This window comes from Microbacterium sp. UNCCL10 (assembly GCF_000746195.1).
GTDB classification, from domain to species: Bacteria; Actinomycetota; Actinomycetes; order Actinomycetales; family Microbacteriaceae; genus Microbacterium; species Microbacterium saccharophilum.
This window is the reverse complement of record NZ_JQKT01000007.1, coordinates 173,381-192,557: the sequence shown is the minus strand read 5'-3', so window position 1 is coordinate 192,557 and position 19,177 is coordinate 173,381. Positions and strand designations below refer to the sequence as shown.

The window sequence follows — 19,177 nt, the reverse complement described above, 5'->3', positions numbered from 1 at the left end:
TCTTTGGCTTACCGATCAGTGTACGCGACCCTCGCCCCCTCACCCAAATCGGCACGGCGGGCGGGCCGCCGCGGGCGTGGCAGGCCACCGGATGGCACACCCCGGGGTTAGCCTCGTGGTCATGACCCCGCAGCTCGCCGCGCGCATCGTCGCCGACTCGCGCGACCGGGTGGCCTGGATCCGCGCCCGCTCGCGCGGCATCACCGCGACCGACGTCGCACAGCTCACGAGCGCCCGCTCGATCCCCCGCGCCGCCCACGCCAAGCTGATGGGCTCGGGGTTCAGCGGCAACGCCTATACCGATCACGGGCGGCGGCGCGAGCCGGAGATCGCCGCATGGGTGGCGGCGACCCATGGCATCCAGCCGTCGTCGGCGCTGTTCCACGCCGAGGTCGAGAAGCGGCACCTCGCGACACCCGACGGCGTCGCCGTCGACGCCGCGGGCCGCGTGACCCTCGCCGAGATCAAGACGACGAACAAGACGTGGCGATCGATCCCCCGCACCTACCTCCGCCAGGTGTGGTGGCAGCAGCACGTCCTCGGCGCCGAGCGCACCCTCGTCGTCTGGGAGGAGCACGACGACTTCGTCCCCGTGGGCGACGAGCCGCGCTGCGCGTGGGTCGACCGCGACGAGAAGGAGATCGCGACTCTCGTCGGCCTCGCGACGAACCTCATCGATGAGCTCTACCGGCGCACGACACTGCAGCGCAGCGGGACGCAGCCGCCTTCCGTGGCGGCACCGGCGGGTCCCCCACGGCCGCGAGAGCCGTTCCGCGCACTCGCCCTCGCCGACTGAGCTCGCCTCGCCTCGCCGTCGCTCCGGTGACGCTTCCGCAGGGATTGTTGACGCCTGTCAACCATTGACGTATAGTTGACTCATATCAACATTTGAACTTTGTCATCTTTCGCCGGCTCCGCCGCTCCACTCCCACGAAGGACCTGCATGACCTCCCCCACACCCACCGCCGGCCGCCCGGCCATGTCGCATCGCCAGGTGCTGCAGGCCCTCTCCGGCCTCATCCTCGGCATGTTCGTCTCGATGATCGCGACGACCGTCGTGTCGACCTCGCTCCCGGTCATCGTCCACGACCTCGGTGGAGACCAGAACGCGTTCACGTGGGTTGTGACGGCGACCCTGCTCACCACCGCCATCTCGACGCCCATCTGGGGCAAGCTCGCCGACCTCATGAACCGCAAGGTGCTGTATCAGGGCGCCATCGTGCTGTTCGTGCTGGCGACCGCCGCGGCCGGTTTCGCGCAGGACACCGGCACGCTCATCGCGTTCCGCGCCGTACAGGGGCTCGGGGCGGGCGGCCTCGCGGCGCTCAGCCAGGTCATCATGGCCGACATCATCAGCCCGCGTGAGCGCGGCCGATACATGGGCCTGTTCGGCGCGGTCATGGCCGTGGCCACCGTCGGCGGGCCGCTCCTCGGCGGCGTCATCACCGACGCCTTCGGGTGGCGCTGGAACTTCTTCGTCTCCCTGCCGATCGCCATCGCGGCGCTCATCCTCGTCCAGACGACGCTGCACCTGCCGAAGCGTGCGAAGGTCAAGGCGCGCATCGACTACCTCGGCATCGTCCTGCTCTCCGCCGCTGTCTCCCTCCTGCTCATCTGGGTCACGAGCGCCGGCACGAGCTTCGACTGGTGGAGCACCGAGACCGTCCTCATGGTCGGCGGCGCCCTGCTCGGCGCCATCCTCTTCGTGATCGTCGAACTGCGCTCGTCCGAGCCCCTCATCCCGCTGTCGCTGTTCCGCAACCGCACCTTCACCTTGTCCGTGATCGCCTCGATCGCGACCGGCATCGCGATGTTCGGCGCGTCGGTCTTCCTCGGCCAGTACATGCAGCTCGCCCGCGGCGCGACGCCCACCGAGGCCGGCCTCATGACGATCCCGATGATCGCGGGTCTCCTGCTGTCCTCCGTCGGCGTGGGCGCCCTCATCACGAAGTACGGGAAGTGGAAGCCGTATCTGCTCGTCGGATCGGTCTCCCTCATCGCCGGTGCGACGCTGCTGTCGACGATCCACTACGACACGAACTTCGCGCTGGTCTCGCTCTACATGTTCCTGCTCGGCGCCGGTGTCGGCATGACGATGCAGAACCTCGTGCTCGTCGTGCAGAACACCGCCAAGCCCACCGAGATCGGCGTCGCGAGCTCCGGCGTCACCTTCTTCCGCAGCCTCGGCGGCACGATCGGGGTCTCCGTCATGGGCGCCGCGCTGGCCACCCGCGTGGCCGACCTCGTCACCAGCACGAAGGACGACATCGCCGCGGCGATCGCCGCCCTCGGCGACAAGGCGCCGTACTGGGCGGAGCAGCTGCAGTCCGGCACGCTGCCGCAGGTCTCCTCGATGCCGGAGGGGCTGCGGGTCCTCTTCGAGGACATCTACGCGCAGGGCATCTCGCACTCGTTCCTCATCGCGGTGCCGTTCGCCGTGATCAGCCTCATCGCGATCATCTTCCTGCCCAACGCGCCGCTGACGAAGATGACGACGACGGAGCGTCTGCAGGCCGGCGAAGCCGACCTCGCGACCGTCTCCGTCCCCGCCGGGATGGGGACCCTCACCGCCACCGGATCGACCGCGGATGCCGCCGCGTCGAGCGCACCCCGTGCGCGTGACGATGGCTGAGGACACCCGCGAGGCCCGCACTGAGGCGGTGCGGGCCCTCGAGGCCGAGTTCGGCGAGCTGGTCAGCCGCTTCCGCAGGATCATCACCGAGAACGCCCACCGGGTCAGCCCGGGCCTTCTGCCCGGCGCGTACAAGGTGTTCACGACGATCGTGCGGCGCCAGCCGGTCACGACGTCGGCCCTCGCGGAGTGCCTCACCGCCGACAAGGGCCAGATCAGCCGCACGGTGCGCGAGCTCGAGGAGCTCGGGCTCGTCCAGCGCGCACCGGATCCGACCGACGGGCGTTCGAGCCTGCTCTCCCCCACGCCGCACGGCCTGGAGCGGCTCGCCGCAGCGCGCGCGCCGCACGAGGGCATCCTGGTCGACGCGCTGGAGCAGTGGCCCCTCGAGGACATCAGCAACCTCACCCGCCTCCTGCATGCGCTGACGAGCGGAGAGCGTCCGGCGCTCTGACGGCCTCGACCTTAGCCGCCCGGTAGCACCCGCGTAACACGGTCGAGACAATCGCCCTGTTGACTGGTGTCCAGACCCAGAGACCAGTGCCGCCGACGCCGGCCGGCGCGCGGAAGGAGCGACCGATGAGATTCCGGCCGCTGCGCACAGCACCCGCCCCCGACGCCCCGAGCATCGACGTCGCCGAGCCCCCCGCCACCATGCGTGCCGTCGTCTTCGACGCGCCCGGCGGCCCCGACGTCCTCCGCGAGGCGGCGGTCCCCGTCCCCTCGCCCGTCATGAGCGAACTGCTCGTGCGGATCGTGGCGGCCGGCGCCAACCCGATCGACGCGAAGACGCGCGCCGGCCGCGGTGTCGCAGGGGCCATCCCTGCCTTCCCCAGCACGCTCGGCTTCGACTTCAGCGGTGTCGTGGTCAAGGCTCCGTACGAGGCCCATCCGCTGCCGGTCGGCACCGAGGTGTTCGGCATGGCCTCGTTCCCGCGGTCCGGCGGCACGTACGCGGAGTACGCCGTGGTGCCCTCGCTCTCCGTGGCCCGGAAGCCCGCTTCGCTCTCGCACGTCGCGGCGGCCGGAGTTCCCCTGGCTGCCCTCACGGCGTGGGGGCTCGTCGTCGAGACGGCGCATGCGCACGAGGGCCAGCGGATCCTCATCCACGCCGGCAGCGGCGGCGTCGGCCATTTCGCGGTGCAGCTGGCCGCGTACTTCGGCGCCCATGTGACGACGACCGGCTCGGAGCGCAACCTCGCCTGGCTCCGCGAACTGGGGGCGTCGGTCGTCATCGACTACGCCACGACCCGGTTCGAGGACGTGACCGGCGACGTCGACGTGGTGATCGACCTCGTCGGCAACGTGCACGACGACACCGGCAGCCGTTCGCTCACCGTGCTCCGCCCCGGCGGCCTGTATGTCATGGTGCCCTCCGGCGGCTGGCCCGAATACGCCGCGGAGGCCGCTGCCGCCGGCGTGCGGGCGACGTCGTACAAGGTCATCCCGGACGGCGGCGTCCTGTCGACGATCGCCCGGCTGCTCGATTCGGGTGCCATCCAGGTGTACGTCGACCGCGTATTCGACCTCTCCGACGCGGCCGCGGCGCACCGGGAGCTCGAGCGCGGGCACTCGCGCGGCAAGATCGTGCTGGCGGTCGGCGACGCGTAGACCCGCGCCGCGGCCGGCGACGCGTGCGCCGGCCCCGCGCACCGGCGCCGGGCGCGGGCGTCTCAGGCCGCGAGGACCCGCCGCCCCTCCGTCACGATCGCCTCGGCGATCGCATCCAGGAGCGGTGACCGCAGGTTCCACTGCTGCCAGTGCAACGGGACATCGACCGCCGGACCGCCGAGCAGCACGAGTTCGCCGGCAGCCACCGCCCGCTCCCACTGCAGCCTGGGCAGCAGCGCCCAGCCGAGGCCGAGTCGCGCGGCGGTCGCGAAGTCGTGCGACGCCGGGATGTAGTGCCGCGGCGGCCGGGACGGATCGACGCCCCACGCGGCGAGCCACTGCCGCTGCAGGTCGTCGCGGCGGTCGAAGTCGATGAGCGGCGCCTCGGCCAGCGCCGCGGCATCCACGCCGCCGGGCAGCCACCTCGCGACGAAGGCGGGCGTCGCGACGGCCTCGTAGCGGAGCACCCCCAGCGGGCTCACGCGGCATCCCGCGACGGGGGCGGCCCGGGAGGTGACCGCGCCCATCACCGTGCCCGACTCCAGGAGCCCCGCCGTGAAGTCCTGGTCGTCGCGGTGCAGGTCGAAGACGACGGGATGCCGCTCCGCGAGCCGCGCGAGCGGGGGAAGGAACCACGTCGCGAGGGAGTCCGCGTTGACGGCCAGCGGCACCGAGATCCGCGCCCCGTCCTCGGCCCCGAGCTCGGCACGCGCATCATGCTCCAGGAGCGCCAGCTGCCGCGCGTACCGGACGACCGCATGCGCGGCCTCCGTCGGCCGGACGGGCTTCGTGCGCACGAGGAGCACACGGCCGACCTGCTCCTCGAGGGATTTGATCCGCTGGCTCACCGCCGAGGGGGTCACGTGCAGGCGGCGGGCGGCGGCATCCAGACTTCCCTCGTCCAGCACGACCGCGAGGGTCTCGGCCAGGTCGGCGGGAATGCGCATGCATCAGTTCTACTTCACCTGCGTAAGAATCGTGAACTGGACTGCAGGTTCGGAGCTCCGTAGCGTTCAGGGGTGATCACCTCCGTCCTCGCCGGGTTCGGCCTCGGACTCTCCCTCATCGTCGCGATCGGCGCGCAGAACCTCTTCGTCCTGCGGCAGGGAATCCGCCGTCAGCATGCGCTCGCGGTCGCCGCAGTGTGCGCCGTGTCGGATGCCGCGCTGATCGCCGTGGGCGTCTCCGGGCTGGGCGCCGTCCTCCAGGCGGCGCCCTGGCTCGTCGACGCCGCCAGGTGGGGCGGGGCGATCTTCCTCGGCGGGTACGCCCTGCTCGCCGCGCGACGCGCCCTGCGGCCGTCCGGCGCGGCGCTGCGGATCGAAGGGGACCCTGCGGCGCCCGGCGGCGCACCGGGGGGCGGCGTCGCGACGCGGACCCGGCTCGCGCCGGTCATCCTCACGTGCCTCGCACTCACGTGGCTCAACCCGCACGTGTACCTCGACACGGTCTTCCTGCTCGGCTCGGTGGCGAGCACGCATGGCGCGCTGCGCTGGTGGTTCGCCGCGGGCGCGGCGACGGCATCCGTCGTGTGGTTCTTCAGCCTCGCGCTCGGGGCGCGTCACCTCGGCCGCTGGCTGTCGAGCCCCCGCGCGTGGCGCGTGCTCGACGGGATCATCGCCGTCGTGATGCTGGCGATCGCCGTCTCGCTCGTTCTGGGCTGAGCCCGGTCACGACCCGTCGATCTGCGCCTTCCGCGCCAGCACGAGCGCGCGGAGGTCTCGTCGGGCAGCGGCGTCTCGGGCGCGAGGCGGATCGTCCCCTTCGCCGTGTCGACGCCGTCCAGGAGCGGCGCGATCTCGATGATCGCCGCGGGGCTGAAGGGGTAGACCCCGATGTGACGCTTCGCCCGCATGAGCGAGAGGAGCGACTTCCCGCGGTAGGTCAGCGCCGGCATCCCGTAGCCGAGGCCCTGCTCCGCCTCGGGGACCGCCGCCCGCGCCACGTCGTAGGCGTGACCGATGACGGCGGCATCGGCCGGGTCGAGCTCCGCGAGGTAGTCGTCGATGGTTCCCATGGCGGCATCCTGTCATCTCGCGCCGCGGCGCGACAGGATGAAGTCATGAGGCGCGTGCGGGTGATCGTTCGAGGCGACGTGCAGGGCGTCGGCTATCGCTACACGATGCGGATGGTGGCCCAGGAGGCCGGCGTCGCCGGCTGGGTGCGCAACCGCCGCGACGGATCGGTCGAAGCCGAGGTCGAGGGAACGCCCACGCAGCTCGACGACGTGCTGGCGTGGATGGTCGAGGGGCCGCCCGGCTCACGCGTCGATGCGGCGGAGGTCACCGAGCGCGCACCGACCGGGGATCGCGGTTTCGAGGTCCGTCGCGACGCCTGACCGGGCACTGACCTCCTCGCGGGCAGTGAGAAACCACATCCGGCGTGAGAAACCACGCCTCGCGTGATGTGTCGTGCTGGATGTGGTTTCTCGGGGCCAGGCGAGGTCCGCCGACGCCCCGGGATCACTCGTCGAGCGGATGCAGCAGCCGGGCGATGAACCGCCGCGTGCGCTCGTGCTCCGGCGTGGAGAGGAGGTGCGCCGGCGCGCCGCGCTCGACGATCACGCCGGCGTCGAAGAAGAGCACCTGGTCGGCGACGCGGCGGGCGAAATCGAGCTCGTGTGTCACGATGACCATCGTCCAGCCCTCGTCGGCGAGCTCTTTCAGGACCAGCAGCACTTCGCCGACCAGCTCCGGATCCAGCGCGCTCGTGGGCTCGTCGAAGAGCAGGAGGTCGGGCTGCAGGGCGAGGGCGCGCACGATGCCGACGCGCTGCTGCTGCCCGCCGGACAGCTCGTGCGGGTACGCGTCGCGCTTGTCGGTGAGACCGACCCGATCCAGCAGCTCCGTCGCGCGCCGCGTCGCCTCGGCGACGGGGATGCGGCGCGCGTGCACCGGCCCCTCGATGACGTTCTGGAGCACCGTGCGGTGCGGGAACAGGTTGTGGTGCTGGAACACCATCGCGGAGCGGTCGCGCAGAGCCGATCGGGCGCGCCGGCCGACACCCGCCGACAGGTCGAACCGCGATCCGTCGTCGAAGGCCAGCTCCCCCGCCTCCGGTGTCTCGAGCCCGTTGAGCGAGCGCAGCACGGTCGTCTTGCCCGACCCGCTCGGCCCGATGAGGCACACGACCTCGCCGCGGCGCACGTCGAAGTCGATGCCGTCGAGCACGACATTGCTGCCGAAGCTCTTGCGGAGGCCGCGGACCCTGAGCAGGGGCGCGTCCGACGTGGGCTCAGTGCGCGACATAGCGGTCCAATCTCTTCTCGAGGGCGCTCTGCCCGCTGGAGAGGACGAGGCAGAACAGCCAGTAGACGAGGGCGGCCTCGAGGTAGATCACCATGAACTCGTAGGTGAACGCCGCGATCTGGCGGGCCTCGGCGAACAGCTCGGGCACGAGGATGAGCGACGCGAGCGAGGTGTCCTTGACGAGGGAGATGAAGGTGTTCGACAGCGGCGGCACCGAGACCCGCGCGGCCTGCGGCAAGATGATCCGCCGCAGGGTCGTCGTGTGCGACAGCCCGACCGTGAACCCCGCTTCCCACTGCCCCTTGGGCACGGAGAGGATCGCGGCCCGGATGACCTCCGCCGCGTACCCGCCCACGTTGAGCGAGAAGGCGATGACGGCCGCCGGCCACGGATCGATCACGACCCCGATGGAGGGGAGGCCGAAGAAGATCACGAACAGCTGGACCAGCAGGGGCGTGCCGCGGATGACGGAGATGTAGAACCGCGCGATCGCGGACAGGACGGGATTGGCGGAGATGCGCAAGAGCGCGACGACGAGTGCCAGCGCGAGTCCGAGGGCGAAGGAGGCGAGCGCGAGCGGGATCGTCGCACTCAGTCCGGCCGACACGAGCGGCCAGAAGGAGTCCACCAGCAGCGTCCAGGTGTCCCGCGTCGCACCTTCGGCGGCCGTCGTCAGCACGGGCATCCCGCCCACGGCGCTCCTCCCCGCTCCCCGCTACTGCGTGACGTCGGCGCCGAAGTACTTCTCACTGATCTCGGCCAGGACGCCCTCGTCGCGCAGCTCCGCGAGCGCGTCGTCGATCGCGGCGACGAGTGCGGACTTGTCCTTCGTGAGCGCGAACGCGCTGTAGCCGGGGTCGTCGGTCTCGGCCGCGATCTTCAGGCCGGTGGGCCCGTTCGTGGTCTCGTAGTCGAGGAAGGTGAGGCTGTCGTTGACGGTCGCGTCGACGCGGCCCTGACGCAGGAGGGTGACGGCCTCGGCCCACCCCTCGACCGCCTGGACGTCCGCGCCGTTCTCCTCGGCGAGCGTGTACCAGTTGCTCGTCAGCGACTGTGCGGTCGTCTTGCCGGAGAGGTCGGCGAAGTTCGTGATGGAGTCGTCGTCCTCGTTCACCACGATGACGCCCGGGGAGACGGTGTACGGCTCGCTGAACAGGTACTTCGCTTCGCGCTCGGGGTTGATGGACACCTGGTTCGCGATGACGTCGAAGCGGCCAGCATCCAGTCCCGCGAAGATCGCATCCCACTGCGTCTCCTGGAAGACGATCTCGAGGCCGAGCTTGTCCGCGACGGCTTCGGCGATCTCCACGTCGAAGCCGACGAGCTCGCCGGACTCGTCGTGGAACGAGAACGGGCGGTAGGTGCCCTCCGTCGCGACGGTGAGCGTGCCCGACGTGACGAGGCCGAAGTCCTCGCCCTCCGGTGCGGAGTCGGCCGCGCCCGACGCGCACGCGCTGAGCGTCAGCGCGGCGGTGAGGGCGAGGGCGGTGGCGGCGAGTCGACGGTGCATGCGTCTCCTTGGTGTGGGGCTGCGGGAGGTCGCCGCGGGATGGGCGGCGCGACGCTCCACTACAACACGCCGTCGCCACGCCGGCGGCATCGCATTACGCACTGTTTCCGAAACGACGAAGGGCCCCACCCGCAGGTGAGGCCCTTCGTGCGATGAGCGTCAGGCGAAGACGTTGACGTCCAGCGGGATGCCGGGACCGAACGTGGTCGAGACGGCGCCCTTCTGGATGTAACGGCCCTTCGAGCTCGACGGCTTGAGGCGGACGATCTCCTCGAGCGCGGCACGGAAGTTCTCGTTCAGCTGCTCGGCCGTGAAGGAGGCCTTGCCGACGACGAAGTGCACGTTGGCGTGCTTGTCGACGCGGAACTCGATCTTGCCGCCCTTGATCTCCTCGACGGCCTTGGCCGGGTTGGGGGTCACGGTGCCGGTCTTGGGGTTCGGCATGAGGCCGCGGGGGCCCAGGACCTTACCGAGTCGACCGACCTGGCCCATGAGCTCGGGCGTGGAGACGGCCGAGTCGAACGCGGTGTAGCCGCCGGCGACCTTCTCGATGAGCTCGGCGCCGCCGACCTCGTCCGCACCCGCGGCGATGGCCGCTTCGGCGGCCGGCCCGGTCGCGAACACGATGACGCGGGCGGTCTTGCCCGTGCCATGCGGCAGGATGACCGTGCCGCGGACCATCTGGTCCGCCTTGCGCGGGTCGACGGCGAGCTTCAGGGCCACCTCGACGGTGGAGTCGAACTTCTTGGAGCCCGTCTCCTTCGCCAGGGCGACGGCCTCAGCCGACGTGTAGAACTTCTCGCGGTCGATCTTCGCCGCGGCTGCTTCGTAAACCTTGGACTTAGCCATTGTGCTCTTCCCCTCAGCCTTCGACCGTGATGCCCATGGAGCGGGCGGTGCCGGCGATGATCAGCGAGGCGGCCTCGATGTCGTTCGCGTTCAGGTCGGGCATCTTCTGCTCGGCGATCTGACGAACCTGCTCCTTGGTGAGCTTCGCGACCTTGACCGTGTGCGGCGTGCCGGATCCCTTGGGGACGCCGGCGGCCTTCTTGATGAGCTCCGCCGCGGGCGGGGTCTTCAGGATGAACGTGAAGCTGCGGTCCTCGTAGACGGTGATCTCCACGGGGATGACGTTGCCGCGCTGCGACTCCGTCGCGGCGTTGTACGCCTTGCAGAACTCCATGATGTTGACGCCATGCTGACCGAGCGCGGGGCCGATCGGCGGCGCCGGGTTGGCTGCACCGGCGTTGATCTGAAGCTTGATCAGGCCGGTCACCTTCTTCTTCGGTGCCATTCTTTTTCCTTTCAACGAGCGGATGCCGTCGGCATCCCTCTCTCCCGCGCACCCGGGCGGGTGGCGGTGTCCTTGGGTGAGCTACTGCTTGGTGACCTGGTCGAAGCTGAGCTCGACCGGAGTCTCGCGCTCGAAGAGCGAAACGAGGACGGTGAGCTTGCCGCTCTCCGGCTTGATCTCGCTGATGGAGCCCGGGAGACCCGCGAACGAGCCTTCCTTGATCGTGATCGTCTCGCCGACCTCGAAGTCGACCTCGGTGACGATGCTGCGCGCCTGCGTGGCGGAGCCCTTCGCGGAGCCCTTGGCCGTCGCGACCTCCTTGACCTCGACGAGCGACTTCAGCATGTTGAAGGCCTCTTCGAACCGCAGCGGCGTCGGGTTGTGGGCGTTGCCCACGAAGCCGGTGACACCGGGGGTGTGACGGACGACCGACCAGGTGTCCTCGTTGAGCTCCATGCGCACGAGCACGTAGCCGGGGATCCGGACGCGCGTGACCATCTTGCGCTGGCCGTTCTTGATCTCGACGACGTCCTCCATGGGGACCTCGACCTGGTAGATGTCCTCTTCGACCTCGAGCGTGTTCTTGCGCTGCTCGATGTTGGCCTTCACCTTGCGTTCGAAGCCCGCGTAGGAGTGGATGACGAACCACTTGCCGGGAAGCTCACGCAGCTCGGCGCGGAAGGCCTCGTACGGGTCCTCGGGTTCGGCATCCGCGGCCGCGTCGTCGGCATCCTCGTCGTCGGCGTCCTCGACCTCGGCGCTGTCGTCACCGAGCTCGGGGCCGTCGTACGGGGTGACCTCGTCGGCCGCCTCGGCGGCGCGGTCGGCCTCCTCCTCCGCGATGGAGTCGTTCAGCACCTCTGCAGCGGCCTCAGCCTCGGCCGCCTCGTCGATCTCGAGTGCGTCGTTCACGATGGCGTCTGCCTCCGGGTCGTCGATGTCGATGTCGTCCAGGTCGCCGTCGACGTCGTCCTCGTCGTCGCCGTCCTCGTCCACGACGTGGATGGCGGCGTGCTCTGCGGCTTCGACCGAGCGCTCCTGATCGGCGAGGACGTTGCCCTCCTGGGCTTCGTCGTCCTCACTGGACTGCTCTGCGGCCGTCGCCCAGTCGGCGTCGTCGACATACTTTTCAGACACTTGCGTTCTCTTCCATTGGGGGTCTGGATGCCATCAGGCACCCGAGCGGTCTCCGGGGGGAGATCAGCTCGGTACGCCGAAGACGATGGTCGTGATCCAGACGAACAGGACGTCGAGCCCGTACACGATCGCCATCATGACGACGACGAATCCGAGCACGACGGCCGTGAACTTCAGGAGCTCCTGGCGCGTCGGGGTGACGACCTTGCGGAGTTCGGCGAAGACCTGACGGATGAACAGGGCGATCCGCTGGAAGAAGTTCAGCTTCTTCTCGCGGGTGGCGCCGCTCGCGGCGACGACCTCGCCGTTCGGCTCATCCTGGACCATTCAACCCACCTGTTGTGACTTCATCCGTGCCAGCAAGATGCTGACGCGCAGGGCGGACAGGAATCGAACCTGCAACCTGCGGTTTTGGAGACCGCTGCTCTGCCAATTGAGCTACCGCCCTAAGGTCTTCCGACCCGGGTGTCCGTACTTCTACCGTAACCATTTCCAGGGGTTCCCGATCCGCGGGCACGGCGAAAGAATGCAGACAACTGCGTCCTCAAGTGTACGTCATCCACCCGGGAGGGCGCGAACCGGGTCAGTACTCCTGCACGCCGTAGCGATCCGGCTCCTCGCCCCGTCGGAACTCCCGGCCGGACAGGGAGGCCGCCTCGATGCGCACGTAGTTGTACTTGAGCGTGGGGATCCAGGGCTTCAGCGGCAGGGTGTCCGCGGCGGCGACTTCGGATGAGGTGTCCAGTCGTCGTGCATGGCCGCGCACGACGACACTCCAGGCGTCCTGCTCCGTGTACCGGTCGGCTTCGAAGAGCACCGCGTCGTTGATGGACAGCTCGGTCAGCTTGCTGCCTTCGGCCGTGCGGAACACGATCGACTGCCCGTCCACGACGTAGTTGACCGGGAAGATGTCGAACACCTCCCCCACATGCGTCACGAGACGACCCAGCTGCTGCTGCTCCAGGCGCTCCCAGCACTGTTCGTCGGTCAGATGGGTGACGACGTCGGCAATGTCCTCCATGGCTCCATCCTGCCCCTTCCGGACGCGTCCCGACAGGCCACCGGCCGTGGCAATCCCGGCATCCGGTCGTCGTCGCGTCAGGCCGTGCGGATGAGCTTCTTGTTGACGAACTCGTCCGCCGCCAGGAGACCCATCTCGCGTCCGGTGCCGCTGCGCTTGACGCCGCCGAACGGCAGCTCCGGCGAATCGGCGAGGACGACGTTGATGTAGACCATTCCGGCCTCGATCCGGTCGGCGACGCGCTGCGCCTGCTCGGCGTCCGTCGTGAAGACGTACGACCCCAGGCCGAACGGCGTGCCGTTCGCGACGGCGATCGCCTCGTCCTCATCGGCGACGCGGTAGACGACGCCGACGGGGCCGAAGAACTCCTCGCGGTACGCGTCCATGTCCTCGGTCACGCCGGTCAGCACCGTGCCCGGGTAGTACGCGCCGTCACGCACGCCCCCCGTCACGAGCGTCGCGCCCTGTGCGACGGCGCGGTCGACCTGCTCCGCGAGCCGCTCGGCGGCCGCCAGCGAGGACAGCGGCCCGATGACGGTGTCCTCGGCGAACGGATCGCCCACGGTCGCGCCGCCGATGCCGGCGGCGAACTTCTCCACGAACTGCTCGTACAGGTCGTCCACGACGATGAAGCGCTTGGCGGCGTTGCAGGACTGCCCGTTGTTGTCCAGGCGCGCGTCGACGGCCATCTGGACGGCCCCGTCGAGATCGTCGGTGGACAGCAGGATGAACGGGTCCGATCCGCCGAGCTCGAGGGCGACCTTCTTGAGGTTCCTTCCCGCGACCTCGGCCACGGCGGCCCCGGCCCGCTCCGAGCCGGTGACCGACACGCCCTGCACGCGCGGGTCGGCGATGACCTCGGCGGCCTGCTCGTTGGTCAGCCGCACGTCGGCGTACGCGCCGGCCGGGAACCCGGCGTCGGCGTACATCTGCGCGATCGCGGCGGCCGACTCCGGGCACTGCGGTGCGTGCTTGAGGAGGATCGTGTTGCCGACCGCGAGGTTCGGCGCCGCGAAGCGGGCGACCTGGTAGTAGGGGAAGTTCCACGGCATGATGCCCAGCAGCGCGCCGAGCGGGGCGCGGCGGATGACGGCGGTGCCCTCCCCGAGGATGTCGATCGGGGTGTCCCGGGTGATCTCCTCGATGTGGTCGGCGTAGTACTCGGTGATGTCGGCGGCGAAGTCGACCTCGCCCTCCGCGGCGGCGAGCGGCTTGCCCATCTCGCGGACGATGACGGGGGCGAGCTCGTCGCGTCGCTCGCGGTGCAGCTCGGCGACGCGGCGCAGCAGCGCGGCGCGTTCGGCCGGGGTCGAGGTGCGTCCCCAGGTGCGGGCGGCCTCGGCGGCCGCGGCGACGGCCGCCTCGACCTCGGCGTCGGTAGCGGTGGGGTAGGTGGCGAGGGTCTCCCCGGTCGCGGGGTTGACCACGGCGTAGGTGCTCATGATGCTCCGTTCCTCCCGCTCAGTCGGCGGGGATGAGGGTGTACTTCGTGGACAGGTACTCCTGGATGCCTTCCAGCCCGCCTTCGCGGCCCATGCCGGACTGCTTGACCCCGCCGAAGGGGGCGGCGGCGTTGGAGACGACGCCGGCGTTGAGTCCCATCATCCCCGTCTCGAGGCGGTCGATCATCCGGTGGCCGCGGGCGAGGTCTCGCGTGTAGACGTAGGACACGAGGCCGTACTCGGTGTCGTTCGCGAGGCGCACGGCCTCGTCCTCGTCGCGGAAGGTCGTGATCGCGAGGACGGGGCCGAAGATCTCCTCGCGCAGCAGCGCACTGCCGGAGGCCACCCCGGCCAGCACCGTCGGCGCGAAGAACGTGCCGGGCCCGTCGATCGGCGAGCCGCCGGTGAGGACGCGGGCACCGCGGCCGACGGCATCCTGCACGAGTTCCCCCGTCTTCACGACGGCCTTGTCGTCGATCAGCGGACCGATCTGCACGCCGTCGTCGGTCCCCGCCCCGACGCGCATAGCGGCGACGCGCTCGGCGACCCGGCGGGCGAACTCGTCGGCGACCGTCTCGTGGACGAGGAACCGGTTGGCGGCGGTGCAGGCCTGCCCGATGTTGCGGAACTTCGCCGCCATCGCGCCGTCCACGGCCTTGTCGAGGTCGGCGTCGTCGAACACGACGAACGGCGCGTTGCCGCCGAGCTCCATCGAGACGCGGAGCACGCCCTCCGCCGCCTGCGCGATGAGCCGCTTCCCCACCGGCGTGGAGCCGGTGAACGACAGCTTCCGCAGTCGCCGGTCGGCGATGACGGGAGCCGAGACGTCTGCCGACCGTGTCGTGGTGACGACGTTGACGACGCCGGGCGGGAGCCCCGCGTCCTCGAGCAGCCGGGCGAACAGGAGGGTCGTGAGGGGGGTGAGCTCGGCGGGCTTGACGACGACGGTGCAGCCCGCGGCGAGCGCGGGCGCGATCTTGCGGGTGGCCATCGCGAGCGGGAAGTTCCACGGGGTGATGAAGAAGCAGGGACCGACCGGGTGCTGCGTGACGATCATGCGCCCGGTGCCCTCGGGATTGAGCCCGTAGCGCCCGGAGATGCGCACGGCCTCCTCGCTGAACCAGCGGAGAAACTCCCCGCCGTACACGACCTCCCCGCGGGCCTCCGGGAGCGGCTTGCCCATTTCGAGGGTCATGACGAGGGCGAACTCCTCGGCGCGCTCCTGCAGCAGGTCGAACGCCCGCCGGAGGATCTCGCCGCGGGCCCGGGGCGCGGTGGCGGCCCAGGACTCCTGGGCGGCGACCGCCGCATCGAGGGCGCGGATGGCGTCCTCCGCACTCGCGTCGGCGATCTCGGCGAGCACGGCGCCGCTCGCGGGGTCGAAGACCGGGAAGGTCTTCGACCCCGCGGCGTCGGTCCATGCGCCGTCGACGAACAGCTGCGTCGGCACGCCGACGGGCAGGGCGGTGGTCATGCCGTGCTCAGCCCTTCCGACGGCGGCTGGGCGGGGCATCCATGGCGAGCGTCTCGCCGCGGAAGAACGCCGGTCGCCGGATCGCCTGCCAGATCATCACGATGACGCCGATGACGATGATCGCCATCCCGAGGATGAACACGATGCCCACCCCGCCGACCTCGGCACCGGAGCCGTACGCCGGGTCCATTGAGTCGATGAGCGTCGTCACGAACAGGACGAGGAGGATGACGCCGCCGATGAGCGGGAAGAGGAACGTGAAGAACACGTTCCGCGTCGAGTCGAACCACTGCTTGCGGAAGTACCAGACGCACGCGAACGCCGTGATGCCGTAGTAGAAGCAGATCATCATGCCGAGCGTGAGGATCGTGTCCCACAGCGTGTTCTCGCTGACGACGCGCATGACGGCGTAGAAGGCGGATGCCACGATCGCCGAGACGATCGTCGCGTACCCGGGCGTGAAGAACCGCGGGCTGACCTTCGCGTACGCGGGCGGCAGGGCCCCGTAGTGTCCCATCGCGAGCAGCGTCCGGGCCGGCCCGACGAACGTGGACTGCAGCGACGAGGCGGAGCTCGTGAGCACCGCGAGCGACACGAGGAACGCGAGCGGGCCGAGCACGGGGTCGGAGAGGAAGAAGAACACGTTGGCCTGGATGTCCTCGTTGCCGAGGCCCAGCTCCCCCGTCCCGACGCCGGCGAACATGATCATGGCGACGGCGAGCAGCAGGTACAGCGACACGATCGTGAGGACCGTGACGGTCGCGGCCCGCCCGGGCGTGCGCTCGGGGTCCTTCGTCTCCTCGTTCATCGTGAGCGTGACGTCCCAGCCCCAGAAGATGAAGATCGACAGCGAGAGCCCCGCCGCGAACGCGCTGAAGGAGGGCACCGCGAACGGGTTGAACCAGTTGAAGTCGAACGGGGTGTAGTCGAATCCGTTGCCGCTCACGGCCTGCACGATCGCCGCGACGGCGAAGATCAGCAGCACCGCGACCTGGAACGTGACGAGCACGTACTGCAGCTTCTGGGTGGTCTGCATGTCACGGTACGAGATGTATGTCGCTCCGAGCATGAAGAGCAGGCACACCGCGATGTTGATGAAGGTGTTCGTCGCGAGGTTCGCGATGTCGGGGTTCCCGGTGATCTGCGAGATCAGCAGGAAGAGGAAGTCCACGGCGACGCCGGCGAGGTTGGAGAGCACGAGGATCGTGGCGACGACGAGCCCCCAGCCGGCCATCCACCCGACCCACGGCCCGAAGGCGCGCGCGGCCCACGTGAACGACGTGCCGGCATCCGGCATCCGGTTGTTCAGCTCGCGGTAGCCGAACGCCACCAGCAGCATCGGGATGAAGCCGATGAGGATGATCGCGGGCACCTGCGCGCCGACGACGGATGCCGTGGGGCCGACCGCCGCCGTGAAGGTGTAGGCCGGGGCGATGCACGAGATGCCGATGACGACGGCGCCGAGGAGGCCGACGGTGCCGGCGCTCAGGCCCTTGTTCGACAGTCCGCCGGTCGGCTCGGCGGTGGGGGCCAGCGGTGCTGCTTCGGGTGCGCTCATCGCTGTTCTCCTTCCTGGGTGCGGGTGCGGGGCACGACGATCATCGGCACCGGGACTTCGTGGAGCATCTTGGCCGCCGTGGAGCCCAGGAACAGGCGCCGTGGCCGGGCGAGGCGGCTCGAGCCGACGAGGAGGACCTCGCCGGGCTGCCAGTCGAGGCCGCGCACGGCGTCCTCGATGCTGTCACCCTCGGCGACGACGACCTCCGCGCCCAGCCGGTCGGGCAGTTCGGCGCGCGCGGCGGCGAGGACGTCGGAGGCGGCGGTCGAGCCGGCCGTGCGGATCGCGGCCGTGTCGGCCGTCGCGGGCAGGTCGACGGGGAGGAGGGAGAGGAGCCGCACGGAGGCTCCCGTGGCGTCGGCGAGCGCGACGGTCTCCTCGATGAGGGCGTCGGCCCCGGGTCGGGTGCCGATGGCGACGGTCAGCCGACCGAGCGGGGCGTCGGCGGCGAGCTTGCGGGTGCCGCGCGGCACGAGCACGACGGGCACGTCCGAGGAGTGCAGCAGTTCGGTCGTGGTCGACCCCAGGCGGTGCCGGCCACGTGCCCCGCCGTCGGCGGCTCCGACGACGATGTGCGACGCGCCGATCTCATCGGCGAGATCGATCAGCCCCTCCGCGAACGACTCCGCGGCGCGGATCTGCCGCGTGACGGGAGTCCCCTCCGGCAGGAGCGCCTCGGCGGCGTCCAGCCACTCCCCCGCCTGGGCACGCAGGTGCCGGTCGTAGGAGGCGTCCGGGGGTGTGATGACGCTGCGCCCCTCGGACGGGAGGATGATGGCGACGTGCAGCGGCGCGGCGCTGGCTGCGGCCAGACGTGCGCCGAAGGCGAGGGCGTCGCGCCCGGGTTTGGTGGCGGTATAGCCGACGATGACAGGTGCGCTCACGCGCGGACCTCCTCGAGGATGGTGTCGGCGACGAGTCGACCCATGCGGATCGCGCCGTCGACGTGCTGGTATCCCGCGCCGGCCAGATCGCTGCAGGCGAAGTGGACGGGTCCGACGGGGGTGCGCAGGTCTGCGCCGTAGCGGGAGAGCCCGCCCAGATCGAAGCTCGCGGCGTACGCGCCGCGGGTCCACTCCTCCGCACCCCAGTCGCTCTCGTAGTACACGACGGGGTTCTTCGCCTCCGGCCCGTAGTAGTGGGAGAGCGATTCGAGGATGCGCTCACGGCGCTCCTCGGCGGAGACCCGGAACACGTCGTCGGCGTTCCGGTCTGAGACGAAGCCGACGAGGGTCCCTCGTTCGTCGCCGTGGTTGGTGTTGTCGTAGGCCTCGTGCGACAGCTCGTAGGGGCTGAACGCCGTGCCGGACAGGCCCTGCTCGCGCCAGAACGGGCGGTCGTAGACCGCGTGCACCTTGATCACGAACCCCATCGAGAGGTGCTGGTGCATCTGGTGCTGGAGGCGGGGCAGGGCGGGGACGAACGAGATCCGGTTGTAGAGCACGGGCGCGAGCGCCAGGATGCCGTGGCGGGCGCGCACCGTCATGCCGTCGGCGATGGCCGTGACCCCGGCATCCGACCACTCCATCGTGCGCACCGGCTCGTTCAGGAAGACGTCGTCGCCGAGGCGCTCCGCAAGAAGGAGCGGCACCTGCTGGAGGCCGCCGACGACGCGTTTGTCGAGGATGAAGTCCGCGTCCACGAGGTTCGAGTAGCTGCCGGCGCTGGCCGCCATGAGGAGCGACTGCAGGAGCGAGAACGCGTGCGTGGGCTTCGTGAGCATGGCCGACCCGGTCGCGAACGCGAGGTTGCGCACCGCCTCGTCGTCGTCGGTCTGCGCGCGCAGCCAGGCATCCCAGGAGACCCGGTCCCACTCCTCCGCCCGCGGGTGCGCCCACGGGCGATCGGGGTCGATCTCGGCCACCATGGCGTCCAGGCGCTCCGTGATCTCGGTGATGACGGCTTCGGTCTCCGCGCTCACCGGGAAGACGTCACCGGTGAAGCGGGAGACGGTTCCGTCGGGACCGATGTAGACGCTGTCGCCCTCGCGGTACCGGCTGAAGGTCTCCAGGCCCAGGTCCGCGACCGTCTCGATGAGCGCGTCCTGGTCGGGCGAGACCCACTGGCCGCCGATCTCGAGCATGGCGCCCTCGATCGTGTCGGTCCACAGGCGACCGCCGACGCGGTCACGCGCTTCGAGGACCGCGACGGAGAGGCCTGCCTTGCGCAGCTGGTTCGCGGCGGTGAGGCCGGCGGCACCGGCCCCGACGATGACGACGTCCCGGGTGATCTCATTCATGACTTCTCCTT

Annotated in this window: 21 protein-coding genes and 1 tRNA gene; 6 read left to right on the top strand and 16 right to left on the bottom strand. The window is 70.1% G+C overall.

Going from position 1 to position 19,177, the window contains the following annotated elements; genetic code table 11:
* Positions 1-121 precede the first annotated feature (121 nt).
* From BR85_RS01105 to BR85_RS01090, 4 genes are all read left to right on the top strand, one after another.
* Positions 122-796: a YqaJ viral recombinase family protein gene (locus BR85_RS01105; protein ID WP_028494851.1), complete on the top strand. Its 675-nt coding sequence runs from the start codon at positions 122-124 to the stop codon at positions 794-796.
* A gap of 147 nt (positions 797-943) precedes the next feature.
* Entirely contained in the window at positions 944-2,632 is a 1,689-nt protein-coding gene (locus tag BR85_RS01100; RefSeq protein WP_036272101.1) for an MDR family MFS transporter, read from the top strand.
* Positions 2,625-3,086, top strand: a complete 462-nt coding sequence (locus BR85_RS01095) for a MarR family winged helix-turn-helix transcriptional regulator (RefSeq protein ID WP_028494849.1) — start codon at positions 2,625-2,627, stop codon at positions 3,084-3,086. Before BR85_RS01100 ends, BR85_RS01095 begins: the two co-directional genes overlap by 8 nt.
* A gap of 125 nt (positions 3,087-3,211) precedes the next feature.
* Positions 3,212-4,243 (top strand): NADP-dependent oxidoreductase, encoded by a 1,032-nt coding sequence (locus BR85_RS01090; protein WP_028494848.1) that lies wholly within the window; start codon positions 3,212-3,214, stop codon positions 4,241-4,243.
* A 62-nt stretch (positions 4,244-4,305) separates the two neighbouring features.
* Here the strand turns inward: BR85_RS01090 and BR85_RS01085 are convergent, their stop codons facing one another.
* Positions 4,306-5,190 carry a LysR family transcriptional regulator ArgP gene (locus BR85_RS01085; protein WP_028494847.1) on the bottom strand — a complete coding sequence of 295 codons (885 nt, stop codon included), beginning with the start codon at positions 5,188-5,190 and terminating at the stop codon, positions 4,306-4,308.
* Positions 5,191-5,265: 75 nt separating this feature from the next.
* Between BR85_RS01085 and BR85_RS01080 the strand changes: the two genes are divergently transcribed.
* Positions 5,266-5,907 carry a LysE/ArgO family amino acid transporter gene (locus BR85_RS01080; protein WP_028494846.1) on the top strand — a complete coding sequence of 214 codons (642 nt, stop codon included), beginning with the start codon at positions 5,266-5,268 and terminating at the stop codon, positions 5,905-5,907.
* On the opposite strand, the gene BR85_RS01075 is transcribed toward BR85_RS01080, so the two are convergent.
* A complete protein-coding gene (locus tag BR85_RS01075; RefSeq protein WP_231478541.1) occupies positions 5,805-6,260 on the bottom strand; it encodes an iron chaperone in 456 nt (151 codons plus the stop codon). The two genes, BR85_RS01080 and BR85_RS01075, sit on opposite strands and share 103 nt — an antisense overlap.
* Before the next feature lie 45 nt (positions 6,261-6,305).
* Between BR85_RS01075 and BR85_RS01070 the strand changes: the two genes are divergently transcribed.
* Entirely contained in the window at positions 6,306-6,581 is a 276-nt protein-coding gene (locus BR85_RS01070) for an acylphosphatase (RefSeq protein WP_028494845.1), read from the top strand.
* A gap of 124 nt (positions 6,582-6,705) precedes the next feature.
* Here BR85_RS01070 and BR85_RS01065 read toward each other — a convergent pair whose 3' ends face one another.
* The 14 genes from BR85_RS01065 to BR85_RS01000 form a co-directional block, all read right to left on the bottom strand.
* Positions 6,706-7,491: an amino acid ABC transporter ATP-binding protein gene (locus BR85_RS01065; protein WP_028494844.1), complete on the bottom strand. Its 786-nt coding sequence runs from the start codon at positions 7,489-7,491 to the stop codon at positions 6,706-6,708.
* On the bottom strand, positions 7,478-8,176 hold the full coding sequence (locus tag BR85_RS01060) for an amino acid ABC transporter permease (RefSeq protein ID WP_051526100.1): 699 nt from the start codon (positions 8,174-8,176) through the stop codon (positions 7,478-7,480). Before BR85_RS01060 ends, BR85_RS01065 begins: the two co-directional genes overlap by 14 nt.
* Before the next feature lie 30 nt (positions 8,177-8,206).
* Positions 8,207-9,001, bottom strand: coding sequence for an amino acid ABC transporter substrate-binding protein (locus BR85_RS01055; RefSeq protein WP_028494842.1), 795 nt, complete (start codon positions 8,999-9,001; stop codon positions 8,207-8,209).
* Positions 9,002-9,160: 159 nt separating this feature from the next.
* Positions 9,161-9,850, bottom strand: coding sequence for a 50S ribosomal protein L1 (rplA, locus tag BR85_RS01050; protein WP_028494841.1), 690 nt, complete (start codon positions 9,848-9,850; stop codon positions 9,161-9,163).
* A gap of 13 nt (positions 9,851-9,863) precedes the next feature.
* Complete coding sequence (rplK, locus tag BR85_RS01045; RefSeq protein WP_028494840.1) at positions 9,864-10,295, bottom strand: 50S ribosomal protein L11; 432 nt, start codon at positions 10,293-10,295, stop codon at positions 9,864-9,866.
* Between the two features lie 81 nt (positions 10,296-10,376).
* Entirely contained in the window at positions 10,377-11,432 is a 1,056-nt protein-coding gene (gene nusG / locus BR85_RS01040) for a transcription termination/antitermination protein NusG (protein WP_028494839.1), read from the bottom strand.
* Positions 11,433-11,495: 63 nt separating this feature from the next.
* Positions 11,496-11,759 (bottom strand): preprotein translocase subunit SecE, encoded by a 264-nt coding sequence (secE, locus tag BR85_RS01035; RefSeq protein WP_028494838.1) that lies wholly within the window; start codon positions 11,757-11,759, stop codon positions 11,496-11,498.
* 48 nt (positions 11,760-11,807) lie between these two features.
* Positions 11,808-11,880 (bottom strand) — tRNA-Trp (locus BR85_RS01030).
* A 135-nt stretch (positions 11,881-12,015) separates the two neighbouring features.
* Positions 12,016-12,453: a pyridoxamine 5'-phosphate oxidase family protein gene (locus BR85_RS01025; RefSeq protein ID WP_028494837.1), complete on the bottom strand. Its 438-nt coding sequence runs from the start codon at positions 12,451-12,453 to the stop codon at positions 12,016-12,018.
* A gap of 77 nt (positions 12,454-12,530) precedes the next feature.
* Entirely contained in the window at positions 12,531-13,895 is a 1,365-nt protein-coding gene (locus BR85_RS01020) for an NAD-dependent succinate-semialdehyde dehydrogenase (protein ID WP_028494836.1), read from the bottom strand.
* 19 nt (positions 13,896-13,914) lie between these two features.
* On the bottom strand, positions 13,915-15,369 hold the full coding sequence (locus BR85_RS01015; protein ID WP_028494835.1) for an NAD-dependent succinate-semialdehyde dehydrogenase: 1,455 nt from the start codon (positions 15,367-15,369) through the stop codon (positions 13,915-13,917).
* Between the two features lie 7 nt (positions 15,370-15,376).
* The gene (locus BR85_RS01010) at positions 15,377-16,927 is read right to left on the bottom strand and encodes an APC family permease (RefSeq protein WP_028494834.1); all 1,551 of its coding nucleotides are present in this window, start codon (positions 16,925-16,927) and stop codon (positions 15,377-15,379) included.
* Positions 16,924-17,811, bottom strand: a complete 888-nt coding sequence (locus BR85_RS01005) for a universal stress protein (RefSeq protein ID WP_028494833.1) — start codon at positions 17,809-17,811, stop codon at positions 16,924-16,926. Before BR85_RS01005 ends, BR85_RS01010 begins: the two co-directional genes overlap by 4 nt.
* Positions 17,808-19,166, bottom strand: a complete 1,359-nt coding sequence (locus BR85_RS01000; protein WP_028494832.1) for a flavin monoamine oxidase family protein — start codon at positions 19,164-19,166, stop codon at positions 17,808-17,810. Before BR85_RS01000 ends, BR85_RS01005 begins: the two co-directional genes overlap by 4 nt.
* Between the last annotated feature and the right edge of the window lie 11 nt (positions 19,167-19,177).